The sequence below is a fragment of the Halomonas sp. Bachu 37 genome, from assembly GCF_039691755.1.
GTDB lineage: Bacteria > Pseudomonadota > Gammaproteobacteria > Pseudomonadales > Halomonadaceae > Vreelandella > Vreelandella kashgarensis.
In genome coordinates this window covers 2,927,285-2,949,934 of sequence record NZ_CP137552.1, presented here as the reverse complement: position 1 = coordinate 2,949,934, position 22,650 = coordinate 2,927,285, and the positions used below count along the sequence as shown (strand labels likewise).

The window sequence follows — 22,650 nt, the reverse complement described above, 5'->3', positions numbered from 1 at the left end:
AACCTCTATCATTGGAAAGCTAGATAAAAAATCGAGCGCATGAATTTTAACAAGATAAGTTTTGTTTATGCCTGTTATTCCACTGTTAAGTTGATCTAGCTATGAGTAAATTAATCGATGGTTAATGTAAAATGATTTGGGGAAATAATTCCTCAGCTTATAAAAAACAAGCAGAATTATAATCACAATGGCAGTCTGCCATGGCTCGCGGAGTTAGTAGATTAGTTCATAGCAGAAACCTTAGTTGTTACAATAGCTACGATGCGGAAAATTCAACCGAGAATTATTATTTTTCACTTCCTAATCTCATATTTGTCAATTAATTTTAGAACACATTCATAAACATCACGCCAGTCCATACTGACACTCAACTCATGCCAAGATTGATGTGTATGATTTATATCTCTAATTTCCTTTATTTTCTCACTTGGCACCTCAATTATTTTATGGTGTATATGTAGGCTTTTCTGCTCTTGTGTCACTGTTGGTGCAATGTAAACTACTCCCGGTTTTGCACAAATTGCTGAAGGGTACATTGAGTCAGTTTGATAACTGCTTATAAAAAAATCAATCTTAGATGCTAAAAATATTTTCTGTGAAGATTGCAGCCCAATCATGCTTAAGAAATTTACTTCTTTATTCTCGCTGATTAAGGCACTTAAAATCGAGTCTTCCTTTTCTTTACAGGTGATATCCGAATCCTGTGGGTTTTGAGGAAAAGTTCGCCCATCCACCAAAACTAAAAGGTTGTTATACTTTACTGAAATATCTCTTATAATTGATGAATATCCGCGTATTTGTTCAATCCAACTTCTTTTTTCAGTTGAAACTCCAATCCAAATGACTAAATCATATTGTTCCCATCGTATATTTGAATCAAGATTATAAGAGCAGTTTTTAATTATTTTTGATGATAATGATTTAAATTCTCCATGAAGGTTGCTTCTGTGAAATAAAATACATGGCATAATTAAAAATTGATTATTTTTAGCTAGCATGGAATTGATTCTAAGCTCACTCTCACTAGCATAAATACATTTATCAGGTAAAGTGTCTTTAGGGAAAAAGTCCATGCCGTGAATCCCAAAAGTTTTATATGTCCTGTGAGTTTTTTCTATTACTGAATTTAAGCCGCACATGTAATCGTAAAAAAAATGGTAGGGCCTATAGTTGGCTAATAAAAGCCCTAGAAATGTTGGATAACATTTTTTACGCACTAATAAGCTTTCACCCATATTAGCTAATTTTTTAAATAATTTAGGAAGTTTAGAATGTGCCTGTTTTACAACTAATGGATCAATTTCTAAAACTAAAGATCCAAAATAGATAGGAAAAAATAGGCTAATATTAGTTGTGTACTGTATTAAGTAGAAGCAGTCTTTATTGTTAGAAAAGAATAAAAAATTCATGTCATCAATGATGAAGCTAGCCCTGCATGTAAATATTTCATTAGAAATAAAACCTTTAACCTCTAGGACTTCACCTTCTTTTAAATTCATTATAGTCCGTAACGCCCAATCTTCCTTTTTAAACTGTTCAACAAAGTCGTGAAAATTAATTTCACATAGTGGGTATTCCATCTTAAATAAATCATCAAATTCATTTTCACTGTATATTTTAAATCTATCTTTTATTTTGATAAAAAAAGAATCGTCAAATTTATAGTTACTTGTAGGCTGAAAATGATGGATTTCTTGCCAGCATCTTTCGGAAATATTTTTAGCTATTGAACTAGGCAGATTAAGTTTTATACCTGTCCATGCCTTATGGCAAGTGTTAGCAATTTTTATAAAAGCTTCGACTTTTACAACATTTAATAGTGGGGCTATAAACTGAAATCCGAGCGTTAAATCTTTTGAACTTAACCCTAAGTGATCAGTAACATCTGGTCTATATATGTTTAAAAAGTGTTCTTCTTCCGAAGTAGTGCCATCATCAAATGTTGACTTTACAATAATTGAAATTTTTTCATATGGCAGGTAAAACCAACCGCTTACAAATAGTTCGTCTTGTGAGACGCGTAACTCGTTTTTTGGATTATCAAATCCCCCTTCAATTTTTAAATTTATGGTTGTACTTGATTCGAATAAAACCTTAAAGCTCATGATAAACCTCAGGCATATGATTGTTTGTTGCTAATAATGAAATAATCCTTTCAATTGCATGCGCTAATGTACCATCGGTTAACCCATTTTCTAAATCAAAAAACTCTGGTTTAATTTTTTCCAAACCATTCAGGGCTTTAGGTTTAAACCAATACATAGAGCCTGCAGGAAAATAGCTATAATTAAAATTAATATTTAATAAGGCGCATAGTTCATCAACTGTCTCTTGGTCATAAGTCATGTTGTGTTCAGTATGTGGAATTAAATATTTTTTTGGACAAAAAACGCCATTGCTTGTCGGACATTCCAACTCCAGTAAGTTTTTCTTAATAATTTCCTCTGAGCCAAGTAAGCCTTCGTAAACCTCGTCTCTGATTATATCTCCGTCACCTCTATAGATAGATTTTTTGGAATGAACTTTACAAATTGCTTTGTACCCAAGCTCCTTAATTTTACTGTATGTGTTAATAAACGGAAGTATGTCGCGCCCCCTGTTTTCAACTAACCTTATTGTGGCTAAGGGATACTCTTCTTTTATTTTATGTACGATATTATTATTTAGGCTAGTAACCGTAATATAAATATCAAAGCCAGCAAAGTTTAAGTTTTTAAGGTATCGGTTAATATCCTCCCAAATGTCTGTGTAATGAATATGTAAAATAACTGCATAGTTTTTATGTTTATTAAAAGGCTTATTTAGTGTGTCTAAAAAATCAAGTGAACAGTTTTTTATAGCATCATAAGTCGTTTGAAGATAACCGTATCCATGCTTTCTATCTGGTTCAAGATGTGTGCCTTCAGCCCACTCATTCCAAGCATTAACAAAAATAATCTTTTCATCTTTTCTGTATTTAGGGTTGTTGTAGGAGTTGATTGCTATATTTGAAATCCATTGTTTATATCGTAGTAAGCTAAAATTAGAGAAGATATGGCTATTGTCCTGTTTTCTTGCCGTATTATCCCAAGATAACATGCAGGTTCGAAAAAGTTTGAAATCTGGTTCTACAGTTTTGATAGAGTTTTCTACCACTTGTTCATAATCATAAATTCGACCCCTATACTTTTTGTTATTTATTTTTTTGGTATCACTAATTTCTCTTGAGTTTGCTGTGTGAGGTGGAAACTCCATCGCTGCATCGAAACCAAATTCATCAGGAGATTTTAAGCCGAAAGTTTGAGCGCATACTATATATAAATCATCGTAGCCCGCCTCTTTGGCCTTGCTTCGCCATAATTTTATTGTTTCTTCCATTTGAGGAATTATATTGGCGCGATATATAATTAATAGTGGCTTATTGTTAATCCTAATGTAGCGTTCGTCGTCAAAGAACTTATATAAATTCTCAATAAATTTAATAGAGTCTTCTTCACAATGGTTTTGTCCTATGAGAATATCATTCTCTGCACCGTCCCAACGCCTTGTCCAATTTTCATTTGCCCACGTAATGCAGAAAGGTATATCAATCTCTTTATGCTTCAATAAGATTTCAAATGGCTTATGCATAAGCACCTTGCCATCGAACCAATAATAGTAAAAGTTAAAGCCATAAACTCCATAGTTTTTTGCTAATTTCGCTTGTTCAAGCATGACTTCTGGTATACGTAGGTCGTAAAAACCATTATGTATAGGTAAGTGTGGTTGGTAGTGTCCTTCAAAATTTGGTTGTGCTTTAGTAACATTTGTCCACTCAGTAAATCCTTTCCCCCACCAGGCATCGTTTTCTGGGAAAGGGTGAAATTGTGGCAGATAAAAAGCAATGACTTTAACTGCAAGCTCATGAGAGTCACTTTCTTGGTAGCTTGTATAACCTTCATTTATATCATCAAATTTTATTTTATCTATAAGTGCTAGCTGTTTTTTGTTTTTTTTCGGTGTACAAAAATTTCTAGTGTGATAGTTTCTTTTAATTCCTTCAGTTATGTAATGTCCTAATGGTTCTACCTCTTCTTTAGCGACTTCTTTATAAGTGGCTAAGTAGTGCTCAGGGTCGAACCATTTGTTAGGTCTTCTAAATTCTTTCCAGCCCCAGTTTCTGTAATGTTGTTCTGGATCGACACCGGCTTCTTTTACATCAGGATATAGATGTAAGTAATAATTTGGATCAAATGCCTCGGAAAAGTTTTGGTAATATTTTTTTTTGCTTTTAAATTCTATATTTTTTTCTGCGCTGATGATGGGCTCATTACTTGTCGAGCTAGGGGGGTCTTTTCTCAGCTTTTTGATTGTCAAATCAATATTTTTTTTCACAATTTTTTCTAAATATGGGTTATTGTTTATGGTTTTTTTATAAAAAGATAATGCTTCGCTATATTTTTTCTCTCTAAATGCCTGGTTGGCTTTCTGGAGAAAAGTTTTTTTTATGGGCTTTGTTTTTTGATTTAATAGTGGTTTTTTATCTATCTTTTGTTTCATAGTGCTAACCTTTATATGTGAATTTTAATTTAGCTGTGTTATTTTAAATATTTTTTATATGTGTAAAAGTTCAAAATTTTTAAAGGTGTCTGCTTGTTTTGGCTTAGAGGTATATTTTATGGCGTTGCTTAGGGCAAGTCGTCCATTTCAGCGCACTTCTATCATCATCCTTCCCCGAAAGCTGTGGCTTCTGCTGCCCAACCAACGGCCACTCAATACCCAACGTCTCATCACACCACAACAGCGAATACTCATCCCCCGGATTATAATAATCCGTACACTTATATTGAAACTCAGCTTCTTCACTCGTTACATAAAAGCCGTGAGCAAAACCGGGCGGCACCCACAGCATCTGCTTATTCTCGGCACTTAAATACACCCCAACCCATTGCCCAAACGTCGGGCTGCTTTCCCGTAAATCTACCGCTACATCGAACACTTCCCCTTGGGTAACGCGAACCACCTTGCCTTGGGGCTTTTCTAACTGGTAGTGCAGGCCGCGCAGAATGCCCTGTTTTGATTTGCTGTGGTTATCTTGCACAAACTGGTAGTTGCCACAGTGGGCTTCAAATTCGCTTTGGCGAAAGGTTTCCATAAAGAACCCGCGTTCATCGCCGAACACTTGCGGGGTAATTAGCACTACATCGGGAATGGCTAGCTTTTCAAACTGCATGGGAACGGTACCGTAGAAATAAGTAAGGCGTTGCACGGGGCGGGGCTGAGCAGCCCCGCTAATCGCTGCTTCATTTTTGCTTCAGCAAGCGCTGCAGGTATTGGCCGTATTGGGTTTTGGCTAATGGGCTGGCCAGTGCGGCTAGGTGTTCGTTACTGATCCACTTTTGTTGCCAGGCAATTTCTTCCAGGCAGGCTACTTTTAGGCCTTGGCGGTGTTCAATGGTTTGCACGTATTGGCTGGCTTCCAGCAGGCTATCGTGGGTGCCGGTGTCTAACCAGGCAAAGCCACGGCCTAGGCGCTCTACGCGCAAATCGCCGCGTTGTAGGTATGCATTGTTCACGCTGGTGATTTCCAGTTCGCCACGCTCGGAAGGTTCTACGTTTTTGGCAATTTCCACTACGTCGTTATCGTAGAAATAAAGCCCGGTGACCGCGTAGTTAGATTTTGGCTGTTCGGGCTTTTCTTCAATAGAAAGCGCTTTGCCTTCTTCGCAGAATTCCACCACTCCGAAACGCTCTGGGTCTTTCACTAGGTAACCAAACACGGTGGCACCGCTGGCGTGGGCATTGGCGCGCTTTAGCTGTTCTGAGAAGTGCTGGCCGTGGAAGATGTTGTCGCCTAGCACCAGGCATACTGGGTCGTTGCCTATAAACTCTTCACCAATAATGAAGGCTTGGGCTAGGCCATCTGGGCTTGGCTGTTCGGCGTATTCAAAGCGCAGGCCAAAATCTTCACCGCTGCCTAATAGGTTTTGGTATTGGGGTAAATCTTCTGGGGTGGAGATAATTAAAATTTCGCGAATGCCTGCCAGCATGAGTACCGAAATGGGGTAGTAAATCATCGGTTTGTCGTAAATGGGCAGTAGCTGTTTGGATACCCCACGGGTGATGGGGTGTAAGCGTGTGCCGGATCCCCCGGCTAGAATGATTCCTTTGCGAGCCATTTTGCTTCCTTTGGTTGGTTCACGTGGTGGGTATTAGATTGCTTCGTCGTGCCTCCTCGCAATGACACGAGGGGGCTTGGGATTGCTTCGTCGCAGGCTCCTCGCAATGACACTTGAGATTGCTTCGTCGTGCCTCCTCGCAATGACACTGGGGAAAGGCTCCTTGCAATGACACATCAAGGGCGAGATTGCTTCGTCGTTCCTCCTCGCAATGACGCATCAAGGGTGAGATTGCTTCGTCGTTCCTCCTCGCAATGACACATCAATGGCGGGATTGCTTCGTCGCGGGCTCCTCGCAATGACACATTAAGGGCGGGATTGCCGCGTCGCTTCGCTCCTCGCAATGACACTGGGACGCTACTCGCAATGACGCATCAAGGGCGGGATTGCTTCGTCGTGCCTCCTCGCAATGACACGGGGAGGGATTGGGATTGCCGCGTCGCTTCGCTCCTCGCAATGACACGGGGGAGGGCTTGGGATTGCTTCGTCGCGGGCTCCTCGCAATGACACGGAGAAAAGGCTTCTCACAATGACGCATCGTCTAGGTGTTCTTTTAGGGTTAATGCGAGTTGGTCTTGCCAGTGGGGCATGGCGGTGCCTAGGGCGGTTTCTAGCTTGTTTAGGGCTAGGCGTGAGTTAAGCGGGCGTGTGGCGGGGGTGGGGTATTCCGCCGTGGGAATGCCGCGCACTTGGTTAGGCGTAATGGCTAACGCTATGTCGGCTTCTTCCGCTTGTTTAAAAATCTCACTGGCAAAGCCGTGCCAGCTAGTGGTGCCGCTGGGGGCTAGGTGGTAAACCCCAGGCGCGATGCGTTGCTGCCAGGCGTGTAGGGTTGCCAGGGCAATAAGCCGGGCGGGGGTGGGTGCGCCGATTTGATCATTCACTATTGAAAGTGAGTCGCGCTGTTTGCCAAGCATTAACATGGTTTTCAGGAAGTTTTTACCACGGGCGGCGTATACCCAGCTGGTGCGGAAAATCAGGTGTTGGCAGCCGCTGTTAATTACGGCTTCATCGCCTGCGCACTTGGTTTGGCCGTACACGTTTAGCGGTTGGGTGGGGCTTTGTTCATGCCAAGCCGCTTCGCCATCACCGGGGTATACGTAGTCGGTGGAGTAATGCACCAGGTACGCGCCCTGCGCGGCGGCATACTCCGCTAGCTGTGCGGGTAGTTCGCTGTTCAACCGTTTGGCTTGTTCAGGCTCGCTTTCGGCTTTATCTACGGCGGTATAGGCCGCTGCGTTAAGAATCAGCTGGGGGCGGTGGGTTTGTAGGTAGCGTTCTACGGCGTGGGCATCCGTTAGCTCTAGCTCGGCGCGCTCTGGGGCCAGCACATTTCCCAGCAGGGCAAAATGGCGCTGTAGTTCAAAGCCTACTTGGCCGTTTGCGCCGGTCACCAAGATGTTCATGCGTTGGCTCCTAGGCGCTCACCTTGGTAGCTGCCGTCTTGCACGCGCTGCCACCAGCTTTGGTTCGCAAGGTACCACTGCACCGTTTTACGCAGGCCGGTTTCAAAGGTTTCCTGGGGTTCCCAGCCTAGCTCGCGCTCTATTTTGCTGGCATCAATGGCGTAGCGCAGGTCGTGGCCGGGGCGGTCTTGTACAAAGGTAATCAGGTCGCGGTAGCTGGTCTCTTTGGGCACCAGCTCTTGCAGCAGGTCGCACAGCGTGTGTACCACTTCCAGGTTGGTTTTTTCGTTGTGGCCGCCAATGTTGTAGGTTTCGCCAATTGCGCCTTGGGTGGCTACTTGCACCAGGGCGCGGGCGTGGTCTTCTACAAATAGCCAGTCGCGGATCTGCTGCCCGTTGCCGTACACCGGCAGGGGCTTACCCGCTAGTGCGTTTAATATCATCAGCGGGATCAGTTTTTCAGGGAAGTGGTAAGGGCCGTAGTTATTCGAGCAGTTGGTAATCAGGGTAGGCAGGCCATAGGTGCGCTGCCATGCGCGTACCAAGTGGTCGGAACTGGCCTTGCTGGCCGAGTAGGGCGAACTGGGGGCGTAGGGCGTTTGCTCGGTGAAAAGATCGGTAGTGCCTTCTAGGTCGCCGTACACTTCATCGGTGGAAATATGATGGAAGCGGAATCCGGCGGCTTTTTCAGGCGCACTGGTTTGCAGGCTTTTCCAGTAGGCGCGGGCCGCTTCAAGCAATACGCTGGTGCCGACCACGTTGGTTTGAATAAATTCTGCTGGGCCGTCAATCGAGCGGTCTACGTGGCTTTCGGCGGCTAGGTGCATTACCACATCGGGCTGGTGGTGTTCAAATAGCTGCTGCATGGCGGCGGCATTACAAATATCTGCCCGCACAAATGTATAGCGTTCGTTGTGCTCTACGCTGCTGAGGGATTCCAGGTTACCCGCGTAGGTGAGCTTATCCACGTTAACCACATGGTGCTGGGTATTGGCGATTAGCTCGCGCACTACGGCAGAACCGATAAAGCCTGCGCCACCTGTGATTAAAAAGGTGCGTGAGTTGCCTTGCTGCTGCATCTTGACCTACTCCTGCAATACTATTTCTGATCGGGCTGTGAAGCGTCTTGTGTGGTGGTCTGAGGTACTGGGTAATGCAGTGGTGAAACAAAACGCTGCCCCGCAAGCGAAAGTGCCTGTGGCTCAATCGCGATATTCAGGCGTTCCAGTTCGTTGCGTGTACGCGCCTGAATTAATAGCCGTGTATCGCCTTGGGTGTTGGCGGTGGCGACTGCCTCTTCAAAATGGTTTAGCGCTCGCTGCTGGCCACCATTAATGGCAGCGGCACGGCCAAGCGTGTTATGTACGCCTGCAATCAGCACTTGGGCGATAAGCTTTCTGCTTGCCCCCCATTGGATGGCTAAACGGGTAAATTGGCGCGCCTGTTCGGTATGGCCTAGCTGTTGCTGCCCTGCTGCGGCGAGTAGCGCCAGTTTGGCGCGGTCAGGGTGGTGTTGCAGGGTATCGCGCTGCAAGTTGGCTAGGCTTTCCCAGTCACCAAATTGCCATTGGGTGCGGGCGCGTTCTAATAGGTCTTCATCGTAGGCGACCCATTCGCCGGGCTGAGCGTTGCTTTCGGTTGGGGTGGTTTCCATCGTTGATTGGCTTAGCTGTGTGGTTGGACGCAGCCGGTTACGCCACCAGCGCCTGAGTAGTGAGATCATGGAAGGCTCCTTGCACATGCCGCTGTGTTTATGCGGGTTACCGTTAAATCGCTGAGTCGTCTAGCAGCAGGTCTTTAAGCAGGGCCAACTGGGCTTCAGCGCGCACCAGCTGTTCGTGCATTTGTTCACGTAGGTGATGAAGTTCTTGTATCTCTTTGTTTTTGCTTTCAAGCGCTTGCCGCTGGGCGGTGTTTTCCGCTATGTGCGTCTGCAGCGCTTCGGTTATCTGCTGCAAGTTGCTGGTTATTGAGCCGGTGCCAGGGGCGTGGGGCTGCTGGGGAGGTGTGGGGCTATTAGTGCCATTGACTTGCTTAACTGGTGCGACTTCTTCCAGTTTGCCTGCCACACAGCGTGGTCCTAATACGTTTTGCTCGGCTGGCTGGCGCTTAATCACGCACATGGAATTGATAAACTCGACCGAGTGGATTTCCGCTAGCAAGCTTTCCGTCAGCTCTTCGGTAATACCAAAGGGAGCGAGGAGGCGTTGGCGGGTATGGCCTTCTAACCCCCAGTGCTCAAAGTTGGGAATATCCGCCAGTGCTTTGAAAAACGCCATGGCAGCGCGTGGCTCGTGTAAGCCGCCGTTAAATTTTTTCCAGTAACTGCAGTGCAGGTCTTCGGCGACAAACAGGCCGCCCTGTTTTACGTGGGGGAACAGTGTGCAAAATGTGTGAATGATATCCGGACTGGTATGTAGTGGCACAGTGAATCTGGCCACCTGATTTTGAGTGTATGATCACTCACATAGACAGTCAGGTGCAGATGATGACGAAGAAGAGAGCGTTCAGTCCGGAATTTCGCTTGGAGGCGGCCCAGCTCGTGGTCGATCAGGGTTACTCGCTGAAGGCGGCGTGTGAGGCCATGGGCGTTGGCAAATCCACCATGGAGTATTGGGTACGCAGGCTTCGTGCTGAGCGGGCAGGCAAGACTCCGCTGAAAGGTGAGGCTCTGACGCCGGAACAGCGTGAGATTCAGGAACTGAAGCGCAAGCTGCGGCGGGTGGAGGAAGAGAAGGAAATATTAAAAAAGGCTACTGCTCTCTTGATGTCGGACTCCCTGAACAATTCTCGATAATCGAGCGACTTGAAGAGAGCTATGCGGTGCAGCACTTGTGCCAGGTGTTTGGGGTGCATCGCAGTAGCTACCGGGCCTGGCGTGACCGGGACAGAAGGCCCTGTGAGACTGAGCAGAAGCTGCTGGACCAGGTTGTCGAGGCGCATACCGTCAGTAACGGCTCTGCCGGCGCTCGCAGCATCGCCAAAATGGTCACGCAGGCTGGAACATCGCTGAGTCGTTACCGGGCCAGCAGACGGATGAAGCAGTTGGGGCTGGTGAGCACACAGCCGCCAAGCCACGCCTACAAGAAGGCGGATCAGCCGCACCTGGATATCCCGAATTTTCTCGATCGGGAATTCGACGTAAAGGAGCCCAATCAGGTATGGACCGGCGACATTACCTATATTTGGACAGGGGCACGCTGGGCTTATCTGGCGGTGGTCATCGATTTGTATGCCCGTAAACCCGTGGGCTGGGCATTGTCCTTGTCTCCGAATACGGAGCTGGTGAAGAAGGCACTGACCATGGCCTACGAATCGCGTCGAGAGCCACCGGACATTCTGTTTCATTCGGATCAGGGTTGCCAGTACACCAGCCTGGCATTCCGACAGATGCTCTGGCGCTACCGGATGACGCAGAGTCTCAGTCGCCGTGGCAATTGCTGGGATAATGCCCCGACAGAGCGCTTCTTCAGGAGTCTGAAAACGGAATGGATGCCAGAGATTGGCTACCCCAATGTTGCGGCGGCGAAGCAATCTGTCACTGATTATATGATCGGTTACTACAGCAGCCTCAGGCCGCACAAGCATAACGGTGGCCTACCGCCGAATGTGGCAGAAAAGAACTACTGGAATACTCAAAATTCGGTGGCCAAAAACACTTGACCACTACAGTATGCGAGCCATCATCGATCACGATGTCGTACTGTTCGGCATGCTTGAACACCTGGGCAAGTGTGTCGTCTTGGTTTACGTCGCCTACCACTACATTAATTTTGGAGTTGGTGTAGCTGAGTTGGGCACATGCCGGGTTAATGTCGCAGCCGACAATTTGTTGGGCTTGGGTGAAATATTTTGCCCAAATTTCTAATGAGCCACCGTTTTGCACGCCTATTTCGAGCAGATGTATCGGTTTGCTGCGATAGGGTGCGAATAGCCGTTCGTATTCCTCCATGTAAAGCGACCACTTATCGGAAACACGCCCTTCATGGGTTTTGTAGTGCTCGGCTAACGTAGGTTGCGTCATGGTGGTTGCCTTGTTGGTTATTTATAATCCAGGCTCTCTTAGCAGTAGGTCTTTTATTAGGTCTATTTGCGCTTCGCCCTTTACTAGCTCGTCTTGGAGTAGTTGTTGGCGATGCTGTAATGTTTGGTTCTCATGTTCGTGCTGTTTAATGGCCTGCTGCGCTTTTTCGTTTACTTGTTTTTGTTCGGTTAGCTGTTTATCTCGCTCCGCTAGCTGCTGGGCCTTTTCTTTTAGCTGGGCATCCCGTTCGGCTAGCTGTTTTTGGGCGGCTTCCAGCGCTTTGGTTTTTTCACTCAGTTGCTCAATGTGCTCATTTAACTGCTGGGATTTTTCTTCCAAAGATCTTTTGTGTTCTTCGTTCTGCTTGCGGGCAGCGTCGCGCTCTTGGGTGCGCTGGGCTAGCTGTTCGCTGGCGGCGTTAAGCGCTTTGTCTTTTTCACTCAGCTGCTTATCGCGCTCGGCTAGTTGCTGGGTTTTTTCTTCCAGGGCTTGTTTGCGCTCGCTGGCTTGTTTTTCGGCGGCGGAAAGGGCTTGAGATTGCTTCGTCGCTTCACTCCTCGCAATGACACGAACCTCTTCGAGTTCTCTGGCAAGCCTCTCCGCTTCGCTCTTGGCGGTGGCAAGGGCGGCTTCGGCGTCTTTGAGGTCTTGGGATTGCTTCGTCGCTTCGCTCCTCGCAATGACACGAGACTCTTCGAGTTCTCTGGCGAGCTTCTCCGCTTCGTTTTGGGCAGCGTCGCGTTCGGCGGACAGGGTTAGCCGCTCGATCACGGCAGGTTGGCGCTGGTAAAGCCTTGCCACGGTGGGGTAAACGGCGCTGTCGTCTTCCAGCACGCAGGCGTAGCCCAGCTGGGTGAGGGTGGCATCCAGGGTGGCGCTATCCACGTCGTTTTCATACAACGCTTCTTCTGCCGTGCTGACGATAATCCAGCTGAACGCTTGAATTACCTTACTAGAGGTGGCACTGAGCAGCGCATGCCCTTGGCCGGGGGCGTTAAGCATCAGGGTGTGGGTGGCGGTTGGGTCTAGCGTTGCTTGGCTCAGCCAGGTTTCCAGACGTTGGGCGGCTACGGTTTCCGTGCTGTGTTCACGCACGTTGGGCAAGAAATGGTGCAGGCCACTGGGCGCTTGGGTGCTGCTGTAGTGGGGCAGCGTGAGTACGTGAAGCGTGGCGCTCTCTTGCGCTTCGGGGGTAATGGCGCCGTCGAACACGCTTTCCTGGGCGTGCCCCTGGGTGCGCTGGCTTAACGCTTTGGCTTGCTGAGGGTGGGCTTCGGCCAGATGTAAATGTTCACTGTGTAGCTCGCGCCATTGGGGAAGCTGGCTGCCATCGCCCGCGCCGATGATGAACGTATGCGCAAGGGGCGCGGCGCTGTGGGTATGCAGGTGTTTGAGCAGGGTGTTCATGTGCGGGGCGACTCGTTTAACTGGGTGTCTACGTGGTCGAGCAGGGCGTTTAGCACGCGCTCTTGGCGTTGGAAGGCGTGCAGCGTGTCTTGGCCGGGCAGCGGTTCGTCGTCTTCCTGCGCGGGCAGCAGCAGGTGGCCGAGAAGCTCTGCTGCTTCTTGCTCATCCGGGTGGGCCAGCAGGCGCTCGATAAGCAGGCGCGTGGCGGCTTGGCTGTCGCCTTGTTCGACCAGGGCGTTGACGCGTTCCGGCAGGCCGGTGCGCTGCAGGGTGTGCAGCCGTGCGCTGGCTTGGGCCTGGGCTTGAGAGGCTTCCGGCGCCAAGTTGAGCGCTTGCTGAACTGCACTTTCGGCTTCGCTGTAGCGGCCTAGCTGTTGCAGGGCGTTAGCGAGCCCTAAATGCGGCCAGGGGTGCTCGGGGGCGGCATCTACGGCGCGTTGGTAACTGGCAAGGGCATCGCTGTGTTGGCCTTGCAGCAGGTGCAGTTCGCCTTGCTTGCAGTGGCTCAACCCGTGGAGCCCGGTGGCTTCGGCAATGGCGTGCCAGGCGTTGCGGGCTTCTTCCACGTGGTGGGTTTCATGTAACACGCAGCTGAGCCGGTAGGCGTTGAGCAGACTTTCGGCGCGTTGCCGGGTAAGGTTTGGGGTTTGGCGCAGGTGCTCAATCAACCATTGCTGGCCCGCTTCGCGGCTCATTAGGTCAAAAGCGAAACTGCGTGTAGCGGGGCCGAAGGTGTGGGTGCCTTGCAGGGGTTGGCCGGTGTTGGCGTCAAAGGCGGTGAGGCTGTGTTCTTCGCCGTCGTACAGGCTGTAGGCGAGCGCCAGCTTGAACTGATGGTGGCCGTCGCCGATGCCAGCAGGTGCCAGGTCTTCACGATGATGTTCCGCTATGCCATAGCCCGCTAATTCGCCGCGTTCGTCGATGAGCTCCACCGCCAGCCGCTGCTGGGGCTGCTGCGGGGAAAAGGCCCAGCCGTAGGCGGTTTCTTCATGAATGGTGTCAAAGTTGCCTAACACGTGAAGTGCGGTGGAAGCTGTATTCATAGGGTGCTCTTTGTACGGGTAGTGGCACTGTATTGAAGCCAGGGGAAATATTGGCTTGTGCTGTCTGTGGCGGTGCAGATTTAGGAGCTGGTGTCAGGGAAAACCCTCGCGCGCTAAAGCGGCCTCCCGCCATGAATCATCGGGCTTGGGTCAGGCCTTTTGCGCGTAGCCCCAGAGGTTGTAGTAGGGGTCGGCGGTCACCCGCACTTCCTTGAAGCCGGCTTTCAGTAGTGCTTCGCTCAGGCTGTGTTTGTCGAAGCCGCTCTTGTGCGCCATGAAGGTGTTGCCTTCAGCGACCGAGCGCTGGTGGCCGTAAAGAATATCCAGCGGGGTGATCGGCCCGGCGGGCGATTGGTAGATCACCTCGGTGAGCTTGCCTTCGGCGACCCACTGGGCGACTTGCTGAAGGTCCGGCAGGGTAATCAGCAAAAACCCGCCAGGGCAGATGACCCGGTGCATTTCGTTCAGGGCGGCCACGGTGTCGTGCAGGTAGAGGTGCTCCAGGTTATGCGAGGAGAACACCGCGTCCATGCTGGCGGTTTCCACGGCAGAAAGGTCCGTGGTGTCGGCGATGATATCGGGCTTCACCGCCGGGTTGATATCCAGGCGGATCTGCTGCCAGCCGGCTTGCTGAAAACACTCGGGTAAACGCTCGGGCCCTGCGCTGCCGCAGCCTACGTTAAGAAACCGCTTGTGGGCGCGCTGTTGCAGAGCGGGCCGAAGCGCATTCAGGTCGGCGGCGGTCATGGTCATGGGGTGAATTCCTTCATGTAAATAGGGCCAAGGCTTGCGATGAGATTGCTTCGTCGCTGCGCTCCTCGCAATGACACAGGACACGAGCAGGCACGCTACCGCCAGGCAAAACCTTTTTTGGGTCTCGCTTAGCGCTCGTGGCGCGGTATGTGCCGGTGGCTTTTCCTTTTGCCGTGGGTTATGTGGCGTTTGCCACCTTAGGGGTTGCCGCTGCCGCGCAATTAACGTTTCAGGGCGTTGGTTCTGGCCGTGCGGGTTCGCGGGGGCAGAGCCAGCGTGGTGTACGGCGCCGCCGCGATATCCAGGCCCAGGTTGGGGTTGTACGCCGGGTCGGTGAGCAGGGCGGTGCTCCAGCGGTTGCGCAGGTTGTCCATTTCTCGCTGGGCGCGGGCGGCTTTTTCCGGGGCTTCATCCTTGCCGCGAGTGGCGGATTCGGCGTGAATCAGTCGGGCTTCCGGCGTCCAGAGGATATTCAGGCCGAGCCGGCGCAGCTTCAGGCATAAATCCACATCGTTGAAGGCGACCGGGAAGGCGCGATCATCCAGCCCGCCCACGGCGTGATAGTCCGCACGGCGCAGCAGCAGGCAGGCCGCCGTCACGGCGCTGAAGCGTTGGGTCAGCTGGTTCATGCCCAGGTAGCCGGCGTCGTGCGCTTCCCAGCTGTTGCCGATATGCCCGGCCAGGCCGCCGTATTGCCCGCCCAGTACGCCGCCGTGCTGCACCATGCCGTTGGGCCAGAGCAGCTTGGCACCCACCGCGCCGGTGCCTTGGCGCATCAGTAGCGCTGCCATGTTGCACAGCCATTCCGGGTGCAGCGCCTCGATGTCGTTATTCACCAGGGCGATCAGCTCGCTATCGCACTGCTCTACGGCAGCATTGTTGATGGCGGCGTAGTTGAACGGGTGGGGGTACTCCAGCACCTGAAAGGTGACGCGCCCACGCCCGAGTGGCTGGGCCTGGCGTTGGCGCAGGCGGGCCAGGTACTCATGGGTTTCGGGGTGCTGGGAGTTGTTGTCCACCACCAGTAGCTGAACGTGGCCGGGGTAGTCGGTGTGTTCCAGCAGGGTGTCGATACAACGGCGGAGCAGGGCCAGGGCATCCCGCGTGGGAATCACCAGCGTGACGCTGGGCCACTGCTCAAGGCTGCGTTGCAGGCGGTATAGGCCGGGCTGCTGTTCATGGCGGCTTAGCGTGGCGTGGGCATCCTGACGCTGAAGCCGCGCTTGCTGGCGGGCCAGTTGGGCATCGCTTGTGAGTTGCGGCCAAGGTTTGGCACGCTGGCGCAAGATTTCCGGCAGGTGCACCACGGCGCTTTCCGGCTGGCCGGCGGCATGGAGCGCTTCGATGGCGGCGTAACTGAACTCCTCAAAGCAGGTAGCGGGGTGGGCGGCTTCCTTAAGCAAGTCGCTGCGCACCAGGCACAGGCCGCCGCCCAGGTAATCCTGCCCCCACTGGCGCTCGGGGTCCCAGGCGGGCAGGCAGGCGGGTTGGCGCGCCTGGCTGTCTGCTACTGACATATCCGCTTCCGGCATATCGAAGTCGCTGTATACCAGCTGGGTGCCGCCTTCTTGCAGGGCATTCCAGGCCAGGGCCAGGGCGTTTTCCGCCAAGGTGTCGCCGCTTTCCAGCTGGGCGACGGCATCGCATGCCTGGCAGGCTTCACTCAGCAGGGCTTGATAGCTGGCGTCATCCTTCCCCTGCTCGGCTGGGTTGAGCACATAATGGCGGACTTTGAGCTGTTTTCCCCAAGGGTTTTTTCCTGCCGGAGCCGCTTGTGGGGTGGGTTCGCCCAGCCATAGCAGGCCGATGGTGCCGGGCTGCGTTACGCGGGGGCTGGCGGTGGGTGCAAACGCCTTCTGCCAGGCCGGGTAGTCATTGAAGCCTACCGCTCGGGGCAGCCACTGCTCGTAGCGGTCGAGCTGCTTTTTCAGTAGCTGATGCACATGGCTGGGCAGCTTGGGCACTAGTTGGGTGACCCAGGGCGCCAGGCCTTGCGGCCATTCGTGCACCACCAGGGGGCTGCCGCTGAGTTCGCGGCCTTGGCTGTCCTTGATGGTGAGCTCATGCGGCTCGCCATTCGCCATGCTCAGGGGCAGGGTGAGGGTAAAGGCGGCTTGCACGTATTGATTGTGATGATTCGTCCAGCGGCTGGGCTTGGCCGATGCCACGGGCCGCTCGCCTTCATAGGCGCTAACGCCAAGGGCTGTGTGCGGGGCTTCCGGCTCCACCAGCCAGCCGCGCAGAGTCAAGCCCGGTTGCCATTGCACCCGCGAGCTGGCATCGGTGTGTTCGGCCATGGGTTGGGCGGGCAGGCGTAGGGTATCCAGCACTTGGCGATGATTGGCCAGGGTCAGGCTGATGGCGCTGCTGTGCTGGATCTGGGTGTCGCTCAGCATCACCTTGAAGCCGTGCATGCCGGTGCCGGGAGCGGCCGGGTGGTATTGATCGGCATTGGCGAGGGCGAGCAGTTGGCCGTCGGCCATGATCGCTACCGCCCATTGCTGCTGCGGGGCGCTTTCATCATGCACCCAACCCTGCACCATGTTGCCGGCTAGTTGGGTGATGTGCCCTTGAATATGGGTGGCCAAAGCGGTGTGCGTCATGCCCGGGCTCCTGAAATGGTACTTAACAACGCGGCGGTCGGCTTGGAACCTGACGCCGCTGCACTGGGTGCGGCTAGGCTCATCAAACTAGGTAAGCGCACCCAGGCATGGGGTAGAGCATGTTGAATGGTCTGAATATCGAGCCCTTCCGGCACCAGCCAGGTAAGCGGCTGTTCTTCACTCAACTTTTCGCTCAACCAGGCGGCATCCGTCAGAGTGGCTGGCTGGGTATCCAGCAGCAGCACGGCGCTGAGCGGCAGGTGCGCATGGCATAGCATTACGCGTTCCCGGTAGCGGCTGGTGGCAAGTGGCAACACGAATACGCGGCCGCTGCTTAATAGCGGGCTCGCGGTGCGGCCGGGGTGGTTGAGCGGCAAGAGGTAAGTCTCCTGGCGCTGGGCGGAAAGCGTTGTGGCCAATTCAGTCAGTTCCGGCTGGTTCAGGCTTTCCGGCTGCCCCGCCACGGCAATCAAGGCGCCGGTGGCGGGTAGCTTAAATGTTGCTGTGGCTTGCGGTGCTTTGGCTTCCTGCGCTGCTGTGCTTCGCTGGGCCACCAGGGTTTGGCAAGCCGTTAACGGCATGCCGGGAAGCACACTGAAAAGCCATTGGCCAAGCGCCTGGGTAGCGGGCGCTAGCGAGTGAATACCCAGAGTGTGGAGGTCAGATTCAAGCTGAACGCGCTGCTCCGGCAGGCGGTATATAAGCCGCCAGGCATGAGGCTGGCCACCGCATAGCCTCAGCTCCCGCAGCCCGGTACGCGCCAGGGCGATATCACAATCGAGCGCTGCCAAGGCGCGCTCCGCTTGTGCCAGGCTGGGCCATAGCAAGACGCTATTCATGCCGCTGGGCCGCAGGGCTGAAAGCGGTTGTTGGCGTAGCCAGTGGCGCAGCAGCCGAGTACGGCCGGGGCGCATGGGGTCGGCTTTCAGGCAGGCGTTGAAGCGGCGCTCGGCGTTGGGGTAGCGCTTTTCCAGCACTTCCAGGTTCTGCTTGACCCTCAGGCGTTTTTCATCGCCGAAGGAGACGCCGCCCTGGTGAGCCACCACTACATCAAGCGCCCCGCGATGGTGGCGGCCGTTGGCGTGGGCGCGGTAGCACCAGTCGGATTCCTCGCCGTAGCCACGAGTCAGGGTGGGGTCGAGCCCGCCCTGTTCCGCCAGGGCGTCGTGGCGCAGGTACAAACAGAACCCGCAGCCGGTATCGATCTCGACATCCTGATGGTCTTCCACGCTATTGGCTGCCTGGGCGGCGTTATCCAGCTCGGCTAATTGAGCGGGGGTAAGGGCGGCGGCCGGTTCGCAGGGAGCCAACAGGCTCATCAGTTCGCCGTTGTTGCTCAGCGGCGTAACCGAGGCGACGTCAGGATAGCGGTAGGCGGCGGCTTTCAGCCTGTCGAGCCAGTTGCCGTGTACCAGCGTATCGGCATTGAGCAGGATGGTATCGCTGCCCCCGCATAGGCCGAGCCCATGGTTGACGGTGCCGATGAAGCCCTGGTTCTGCGCCTGGTGGTAAAGCTCGATGCTGCCGTCATCGGCCAGTTGTTGCAGGTCGTTGATAAGCGCTGTGTCGGGGCTGGCATCGTTGATCGCCACTACCCGAAACGCAGTGCTATTGGCGGCCCGGCTTTGCAGCACGCTTTCCACACAGGCCAAGGTTTCGGCATGGCCTTTGTAGACGGGAATCAGCACCGCAACGGCAGGCGACTTGCGTTTGGATGTTACCACAACCGGTGGCGCTAGAGGCTGCCACTGCACCGGGCTGCCTAGAAGCGGTTTTTCCTGTATGACGACATTCAAGAGCGAGGAGGCTGGCGCGCCTTGCAGCTCGACTTCAAACCAGCATAACTTCATGGCCGGCGCCGTAGCTGTGGCAGTAAGCGGCTGGGGTTGCTTCAGCGGCACCGACAGATGCTGACCATTGGCGCTGAGGGTGACCTTGGGCGCGGCGGTATCAGCGCTTGTCAGGCACCAGCCTCTGAGCCGAGTGCCTTGTTGCCAGACGCTACCGCAAGGCAACCCGAAATGCCGGGCATAGAAGGGAGCCAGGGCAGCGAGCGTCGCGTTATCGTGGCCGTGAGAGGCGTGGTATCTTAGTAGCTGTTGTTGGCCGGTTTGGTTTTCACGGTGTTCGCTAGCGCCTGCGCTGGCCAGAGCGGAAAGGTAGGCGAGCAGCGCGCTGCTGGAGGTCGGCTCGGTGCGATAAGCTTCTGCGTGGAAGGCAAGCGCCTGGGCGTCGGGTAGCGTGCGGGCCAGCAACTGCACCGCCTGGGCATCGGGTTCGATGAACATCAAGGCACTAAGCGCCGCTTGGGCAAGTGTGGGGCGGTTGGCGTGTATACCCAGCACCCCGAGCCACAGCAGAGCTTCGGGGTAGGTACGGCTATCGGCGAGGCCGCCTTGCAGGCACTCGAACGCCAACGCGTATTCGCGCTTGGCAATCAATGCCTCAACGTGGCGATGAAAATAATCGAAGGAATCTTGCACAGAACGGCACGCCTAAAAGTAAGCTACATCATGGCATTAGGTGAAAAACCGGCGCCTGGTCGGCGAGTCTCGGGGTTTCCCTAATGGCACGATCAACGCAAATGGGGGCTTGCGCCCCCATTGCGGCATCCCTGCCTCAGCCTTTGGGTGTTGCTTTGGCTTTGTTCTCGGCTTAGATCAGGAAATCCCAATCGCTCGCTTGAACGGTTTGATCCTGCAGTTCTTCGGATGCCACGAACTCGGTCGCGATGGTTTCCAGAGACACGCCCGCTTCCGCTTGGCCGACCCAGTAGTCACGACCTTCTGTATCGACACTATCAGCCGTACGGCCGAGCACGTCGGTGTAGAGCATGTCGATAACCGCGGCCATGCCTTCGCTGGTGTTAAGGTCCAGCGCATCCAGCTTGTTGCCGGCTTCGTCGGAGTTGAGCATGCTCAGGGCGATTTGACCCAGAGAAACGCCTTCATCCGCACGGTCGGACCAGTACTGCAGGCCTTCCAGGTCCGCTTGGCCGGCACCGTTCTGCTCGCGTTCCGCTGTATCGCTGAACAGCTGCTTGTACAGTGTGACCAGTGCTTGAACGTCGCTGCTCTGCTCAACGGTCTGGCTGCCATCATCGAACGTCAGTGTTTCGACGTTCACGACTTCATTGACGTCACCTGTCGCGTTGTTGGTAACAGTGACCAGCGCGCCATCTTGTTCGATGGTGTAGTCGGAAGCGTCGCCTGCGAATACCGCTTCGTCGTTGCCTGCGCCGCCGTAGATGGAGTCGTTGCCCGCGCCTGCCGAGATGGAGTCGTCACCCGCGCCGCCCACGATAGAGTCGTCGCCGCCGCTGGTCGTGATGACATCATTACCGGCACCGCCGTCAACGGTGGTGTTACGGTCGCCGTCCACGGTGAAGTCGTCATCGCCGTTAGTGCCGATGATGACGCGCTCGACGGTGTTGAACTGGGCTACAACGCCATCGTCGCCTTCGAATACGTAGGCACGGCCACCTTCACGACCGGAATCGTCGAACTGGAGCGGTGCATCTTTGGTGCCGCGCTGACCTTCGTCGAGACGCAGGAACAGGGCATCGGCGGTGCTGTTTTGGGCGGCTTGAGCGTTATTGACTTGCTCACCTGTAGCATTGTCACCAAACTGGGAAAGCAGCGAACTCACTGCATTCTTCAGGTTTGCGCTATATTTTTGGCCGATTTCATTGACCACACCGCTCGTATTATCGTATTGCGCCATTATTAGGCCTCTAGTAAGGGTTGTGTTGTGACAAAGCGCTGATTTATCAGCTTTTCTTGTTCAGGAAGCCATCCAGCCGGCCTCCCGGACAATTCATGGATTGCCTGCAGATGCAGCGTGCTGTTGCTTTATTGTCGTTCTGTGCTGATTTTTGTGTCGTTATTGCGCCGTAGCAATATGGGTCGCTTCCGGGTCCAACCAGGAAGAGCGCCCCGCAGGCGCCGACTGTTCCGGCTTGGATTGGACTATGGTTGAAACGGACGGAGTAACCTGCAACCTTACGGCGACCAGATGACCGCTGCGTGAAGCTTGTACGGCTTCCTTGGCGCCCAGTTCATGGCGGCTGCCATCGGAAAATACAGCGTCCGCCTCCAGCCGGTAAGCGGCGGCATTGCTACCCGCCAGGCAGATTGCCAGCTGCGTGATGGGGGCTGCCTGACGCCGGGTGCCCAAGTACTCGCTTCCCTTGGATTGCAAGGTCCGGTCTCCCGCCCGGCAGGCGCCGACGAACTCTACACCGGTTGGCGGGTCCTGCCATTCAATCTGTAACCCTTCCAGCCGTGCTTGGCCCCTCGGGTCACCTAGCCATTCGCCGCTATTTACCGTGACATCTCCCCGGCGCTCGATATGACCCGAAAGGCGTATCGGCAATGGTGCCTTGCTTGCCCTGGGCTGGTTGTGTGCACTGTCGCCGGTGGAACTCGTCGCTGTAGACATGGCCGGTGCGGTCTTGGCTGGAGTTGCCGACTGCTGGAGCGGTTCGATACGCCATTGCACATCCACCTTGCCGGCTAATGGCTTGGGTGAATACTTGCTGGCGGACAGGACGGCTTCGCCACGTTTGACATGGGCGATAAGATAATCACCCGGCGCGGAGAGCGTTTGGTGAGTGATGCCTTCCGGACAAATGAATTCGATCTCTCCCGCCATGCGGATAGGAGCCTGGGACAGTGCCAAGGGAATATTGACGGCACGCTGTAATCGGGCATCAACGGAGCCGGCGGGCTGAGCGCCTATGTAACGAATGGTATACATGCCGGGGGATAGTACTTTTAGGGCTGTCTTGACTTGAATGGCTTCGTTGAGATCGACATGTCGTGTCATGCTTATTATCCAAATGTTACAACTAAGTAAGCGAAGGCTGTGCCGGATATTAGGATTAATTGATGGTTACTTTACCGCTTGAGGAGTCTATGTTTCTAGTTCATTTGGCCTAAAATGTTACATAAATAATGGTTTTTAGGTTTTCTGCCATAGGGCTTGTAAGAAAATGCTTACATAGAGGGTTTAGTTACCCATTTTGAGCAGATGTGCAATCGATATTTCCAGTCTGAGGCCGGTTCAGTAGCTCAAGAAGCACGATGGCCCGAGCCTCGTGGCCCGAGCCTCGCCACTTTTTGCTTTGCCAGGTATTCGCTAAACGTCGCGGCTCGTCCGGCAATCGGACCCTCATGGATTTGAGCGGTCTCGCCGGGCCTGAACTCAGCATGAGCGGGTGAACCGCCAGTTACGATAATTGCTTGCAGCAGTTGGATCAGCTCGGAAGGGACGGGC

17 protein-coding genes are annotated in these 22,650 nt (G+C 53.1%); 1 reads left to right on the top strand and 16 read right to left on the bottom strand.

Annotation, left to right across the window (positions count from 1 at the left end; all coding sequences use genetic code 11):
• Positions 1-293: 293 nt before the first annotated feature.
• The 8 genes from R5M92_RS13465 to R5M92_RS13430 all read right to left on the bottom strand — a co-directional run bounded on the left by R5M92_RS13465 (position 294) and on the right by R5M92_RS13430 (position 9,969).
• Positions 294-2,105, bottom strand: a complete 1,812-nt coding sequence (locus tag R5M92_RS13465) for a hypothetical protein (RefSeq protein WP_346796477.1) — start codon at positions 2,103-2,105, stop codon at positions 294-296.
• Positions 2,095-4,518, bottom strand: coding sequence for a glycoside hydrolase family 99-like domain-containing protein (locus tag R5M92_RS13460; protein WP_346796476.1), 2,424 nt, complete (start codon positions 4,516-4,518; stop codon positions 2,095-2,097). The genes R5M92_RS13465 and R5M92_RS13460 overlap by 11 nt, the downstream gene beginning before the upstream one ends.
• A 103-nt stretch (positions 4,519-4,621) precedes the next feature.
• The gene (rfbC, locus tag R5M92_RS13455) at positions 4,622-5,191 is read right to left on the bottom strand and encodes a dTDP-4-dehydrorhamnose 3,5-epimerase (RefSeq protein WP_346796475.1); all 570 of its coding nucleotides are present in this window, start codon (positions 5,189-5,191) and stop codon (positions 4,622-4,624) included.
• A gap of 70 nt (positions 5,192-5,261) precedes the next feature.
• Positions 5,262-6,137 carry a glucose-1-phosphate thymidylyltransferase RfbA gene (gene rfbA, locus R5M92_RS13450; RefSeq protein ID WP_346796474.1) on the bottom strand — a complete coding sequence of 292 codons (876 nt, stop codon included), beginning with the start codon at positions 6,135-6,137 and terminating at the stop codon, positions 5,262-5,264.
• A 524-nt stretch (positions 6,138-6,661) separates the two neighbouring features.
• On the bottom strand, positions 6,662-7,543 hold the full coding sequence (rfbD, locus tag R5M92_RS13445; protein WP_346796473.1) for a dTDP-4-dehydrorhamnose reductase: 882 nt from the start codon (positions 7,541-7,543) through the stop codon (positions 6,662-6,664).
• Positions 7,540-8,622 (bottom strand): dTDP-glucose 4,6-dehydratase, encoded by a 1,083-nt coding sequence (gene rfbB, locus R5M92_RS13440; RefSeq protein ID WP_346796472.1) that lies wholly within the window; start codon positions 8,620-8,622, stop codon positions 7,540-7,542. Before rfbB ends, rfbD begins: the two co-directional genes overlap by 4 nt.
• A 20-nt stretch (positions 8,623-8,642) precedes the next feature.
• A complete protein-coding gene (locus R5M92_RS13435) occupies positions 8,643-9,266 on the bottom strand; it encodes a hypothetical protein (protein ID WP_346796471.1) in 624 nt (207 codons plus the stop codon).
• A gap of 43 nt (positions 9,267-9,309) precedes the next feature.
• Positions 9,310-9,969, bottom strand: a complete 660-nt coding sequence (locus tag R5M92_RS13430; protein WP_346796470.1) for a hypothetical protein — start codon at positions 9,967-9,969, stop codon at positions 9,310-9,312.
• Positions 9,970-10,031: 62 nt separating this feature from the next.
• Between R5M92_RS13430 and R5M92_RS13425 the strand changes: the two genes are divergently transcribed.
• Positions 10,032-11,206 (top strand): IS3 family transposase gene (locus tag R5M92_RS13425; RefSeq protein ID WP_346795833.1). Its coding sequence is split into 2 segments (ribosomal slippage): positions 10,032-10,287 and positions 10,287-11,206, totalling 1,176 coding nucleotides; the frame shifts between segments, so codons are not numbered across the junction.
• On the opposite strand, the gene R5M92_RS13420 is transcribed toward R5M92_RS13425, so the two are convergent.
• From R5M92_RS13420 to R5M92_RS13385, 8 genes are all read right to left on the bottom strand, one after another.
• Positions 11,115-11,567: a class I SAM-dependent methyltransferase gene (locus tag R5M92_RS13420; protein WP_346796469.1), complete on the bottom strand. Its 453-nt coding sequence runs from the start codon at positions 11,565-11,567 to the stop codon at positions 11,115-11,117. The genes R5M92_RS13425 and R5M92_RS13420 overlap by 92 nt on opposite strands.
• A 21-nt stretch (positions 11,568-11,588) precedes the next feature.
• Positions 11,589-12,779, bottom strand: a complete 1,191-nt coding sequence (locus tag R5M92_RS13415) for a hypothetical protein (protein WP_346796468.1) — start codon at positions 12,777-12,779, stop codon at positions 11,589-11,591.
• Between the two features lie 191 nt (positions 12,780-12,970).
• Complete coding sequence (locus R5M92_RS13410) at positions 12,971-14,017, bottom strand: tetratricopeptide repeat protein (protein WP_346796467.1); 1,047 nt, start codon at positions 14,015-14,017, stop codon at positions 12,971-12,973.
• Between the two features lie 150 nt (positions 14,018-14,167).
• Complete coding sequence (locus tag R5M92_RS13405) at positions 14,168-14,770, bottom strand: class I SAM-dependent methyltransferase (RefSeq protein WP_346796465.1); 603 nt, start codon at positions 14,768-14,770, stop codon at positions 14,168-14,170.
• 221 nt (positions 14,771-14,991) lie between these two features.
• Positions 14,992-17,373 (bottom strand): glycosyltransferase family 2 protein, encoded by a 2,382-nt coding sequence (locus tag R5M92_RS13400; RefSeq protein WP_346796463.1) that lies wholly within the window; start codon positions 17,371-17,373, stop codon positions 14,992-14,994.
• Complete coding sequence (locus R5M92_RS13395) at positions 17,370-19,856, bottom strand: glycosyltransferase family 2 protein (protein WP_346796462.1); 2,487 nt, start codon at positions 19,854-19,856, stop codon at positions 17,370-17,372. The genes R5M92_RS13400 and R5M92_RS13395 overlap by 4 nt, the downstream gene beginning before the upstream one ends.
• A 172-nt stretch (positions 19,857-20,028) precedes the next feature.
• Complete coding sequence (locus R5M92_RS13390) at positions 20,029-21,096, bottom strand: DUF4214 domain-containing protein (protein WP_346796461.1); 1,068 nt, start codon at positions 21,094-21,096, stop codon at positions 20,029-20,031.
• Between the two features lie 159 nt (positions 21,097-21,255).
• Positions 21,256-22,200 (bottom strand): hypothetical protein, encoded by a 945-nt coding sequence (locus R5M92_RS13385; RefSeq protein ID WP_346796459.1) that lies wholly within the window; start codon positions 22,198-22,200, stop codon positions 21,256-21,258.
• Positions 22,201-22,650: the final 450 nt, after the last annotated feature.

Bases quoted from the DNA above. Each gene is read 5' to 3' on its own strand.
- R5M92_RS13465 (WP_346796477.1), bottom strand. From the start codon at position 2,105: ATGAGCTTTAAGGTTTTATTCGAATCAAGTACAACCATAAATTTAAAA.
- R5M92_RS13460 (WP_346796476.1), bottom strand. From the start codon at position 4,518: ATGAAACAAAAGATAGATAAAAAACCACTATTAAATCAAAAAACAAAG.
- rfbC (WP_346796475.1), bottom strand. From the start codon at position 5,191: ATGCAGTTTGAAAAGCTAGCCATTCCCGATGTAGTGCTAATTACCCCG.
- rfbA (WP_346796474.1), bottom strand. From the start codon at position 6,137: ATGGCTCGCAAAGGAATCATTCTAGCCGGGGGATCCGGCACACGCTTA.
- rfbD (WP_346796473.1), bottom strand. From the start codon at position 7,543: ATGAACATCTTGGTGACCGGCGCAAACGGCCAAGTAGGCTTTGAACTA.
- rfbB (WP_346796472.1), bottom strand. From the start codon at position 8,622: ATGCAGCAGCAAGGCAACTCACGCACCTTTTTAATCACAGGTGGCGCA.
- R5M92_RS13435 (WP_346796471.1), bottom strand. From the start codon at position 9,266: ATGATCTCACTACTCAGGCGCTGGTGGCGTAACCGGCTGCGTCCAACC.
- R5M92_RS13420 (WP_346796469.1), bottom strand. From the start codon at position 11,567: ATGACGCAACCTACGTTAGCCGAGCACTACAAAACCCATGAAGGGCGT.
- R5M92_RS13410 (WP_346796467.1), bottom strand. From the start codon at position 14,017: ATGAATACAGCTTCCACCGCACTTCACGTGTTAGGCAACTTTGACACC.
- R5M92_RS13405 (WP_346796465.1), bottom strand. From the start codon at position 14,770: ATGACCATGACCGCCGCCGACCTGAATGCGCTTCGGCCCGCTCTGCAA.
- R5M92_RS13400 (WP_346796463.1), bottom strand. From the start codon at position 17,373: ATGACGCACACCGCTTTGGCCACCCATATTCAAGGGCACATCACCCAA.
- R5M92_RS13390 (WP_346796461.1), bottom strand. From the start codon at position 21,096: ATGGCGCAATACGATAATACGAGCGGTGTGGTCAATGAAATCGGCCAA.
- R5M92_RS13385 (WP_346796459.1), bottom strand. From the start codon at position 22,200: ATGACACGACATGTCGATCTCAACGAAGCCATTCAAGTCAAGACAGCC.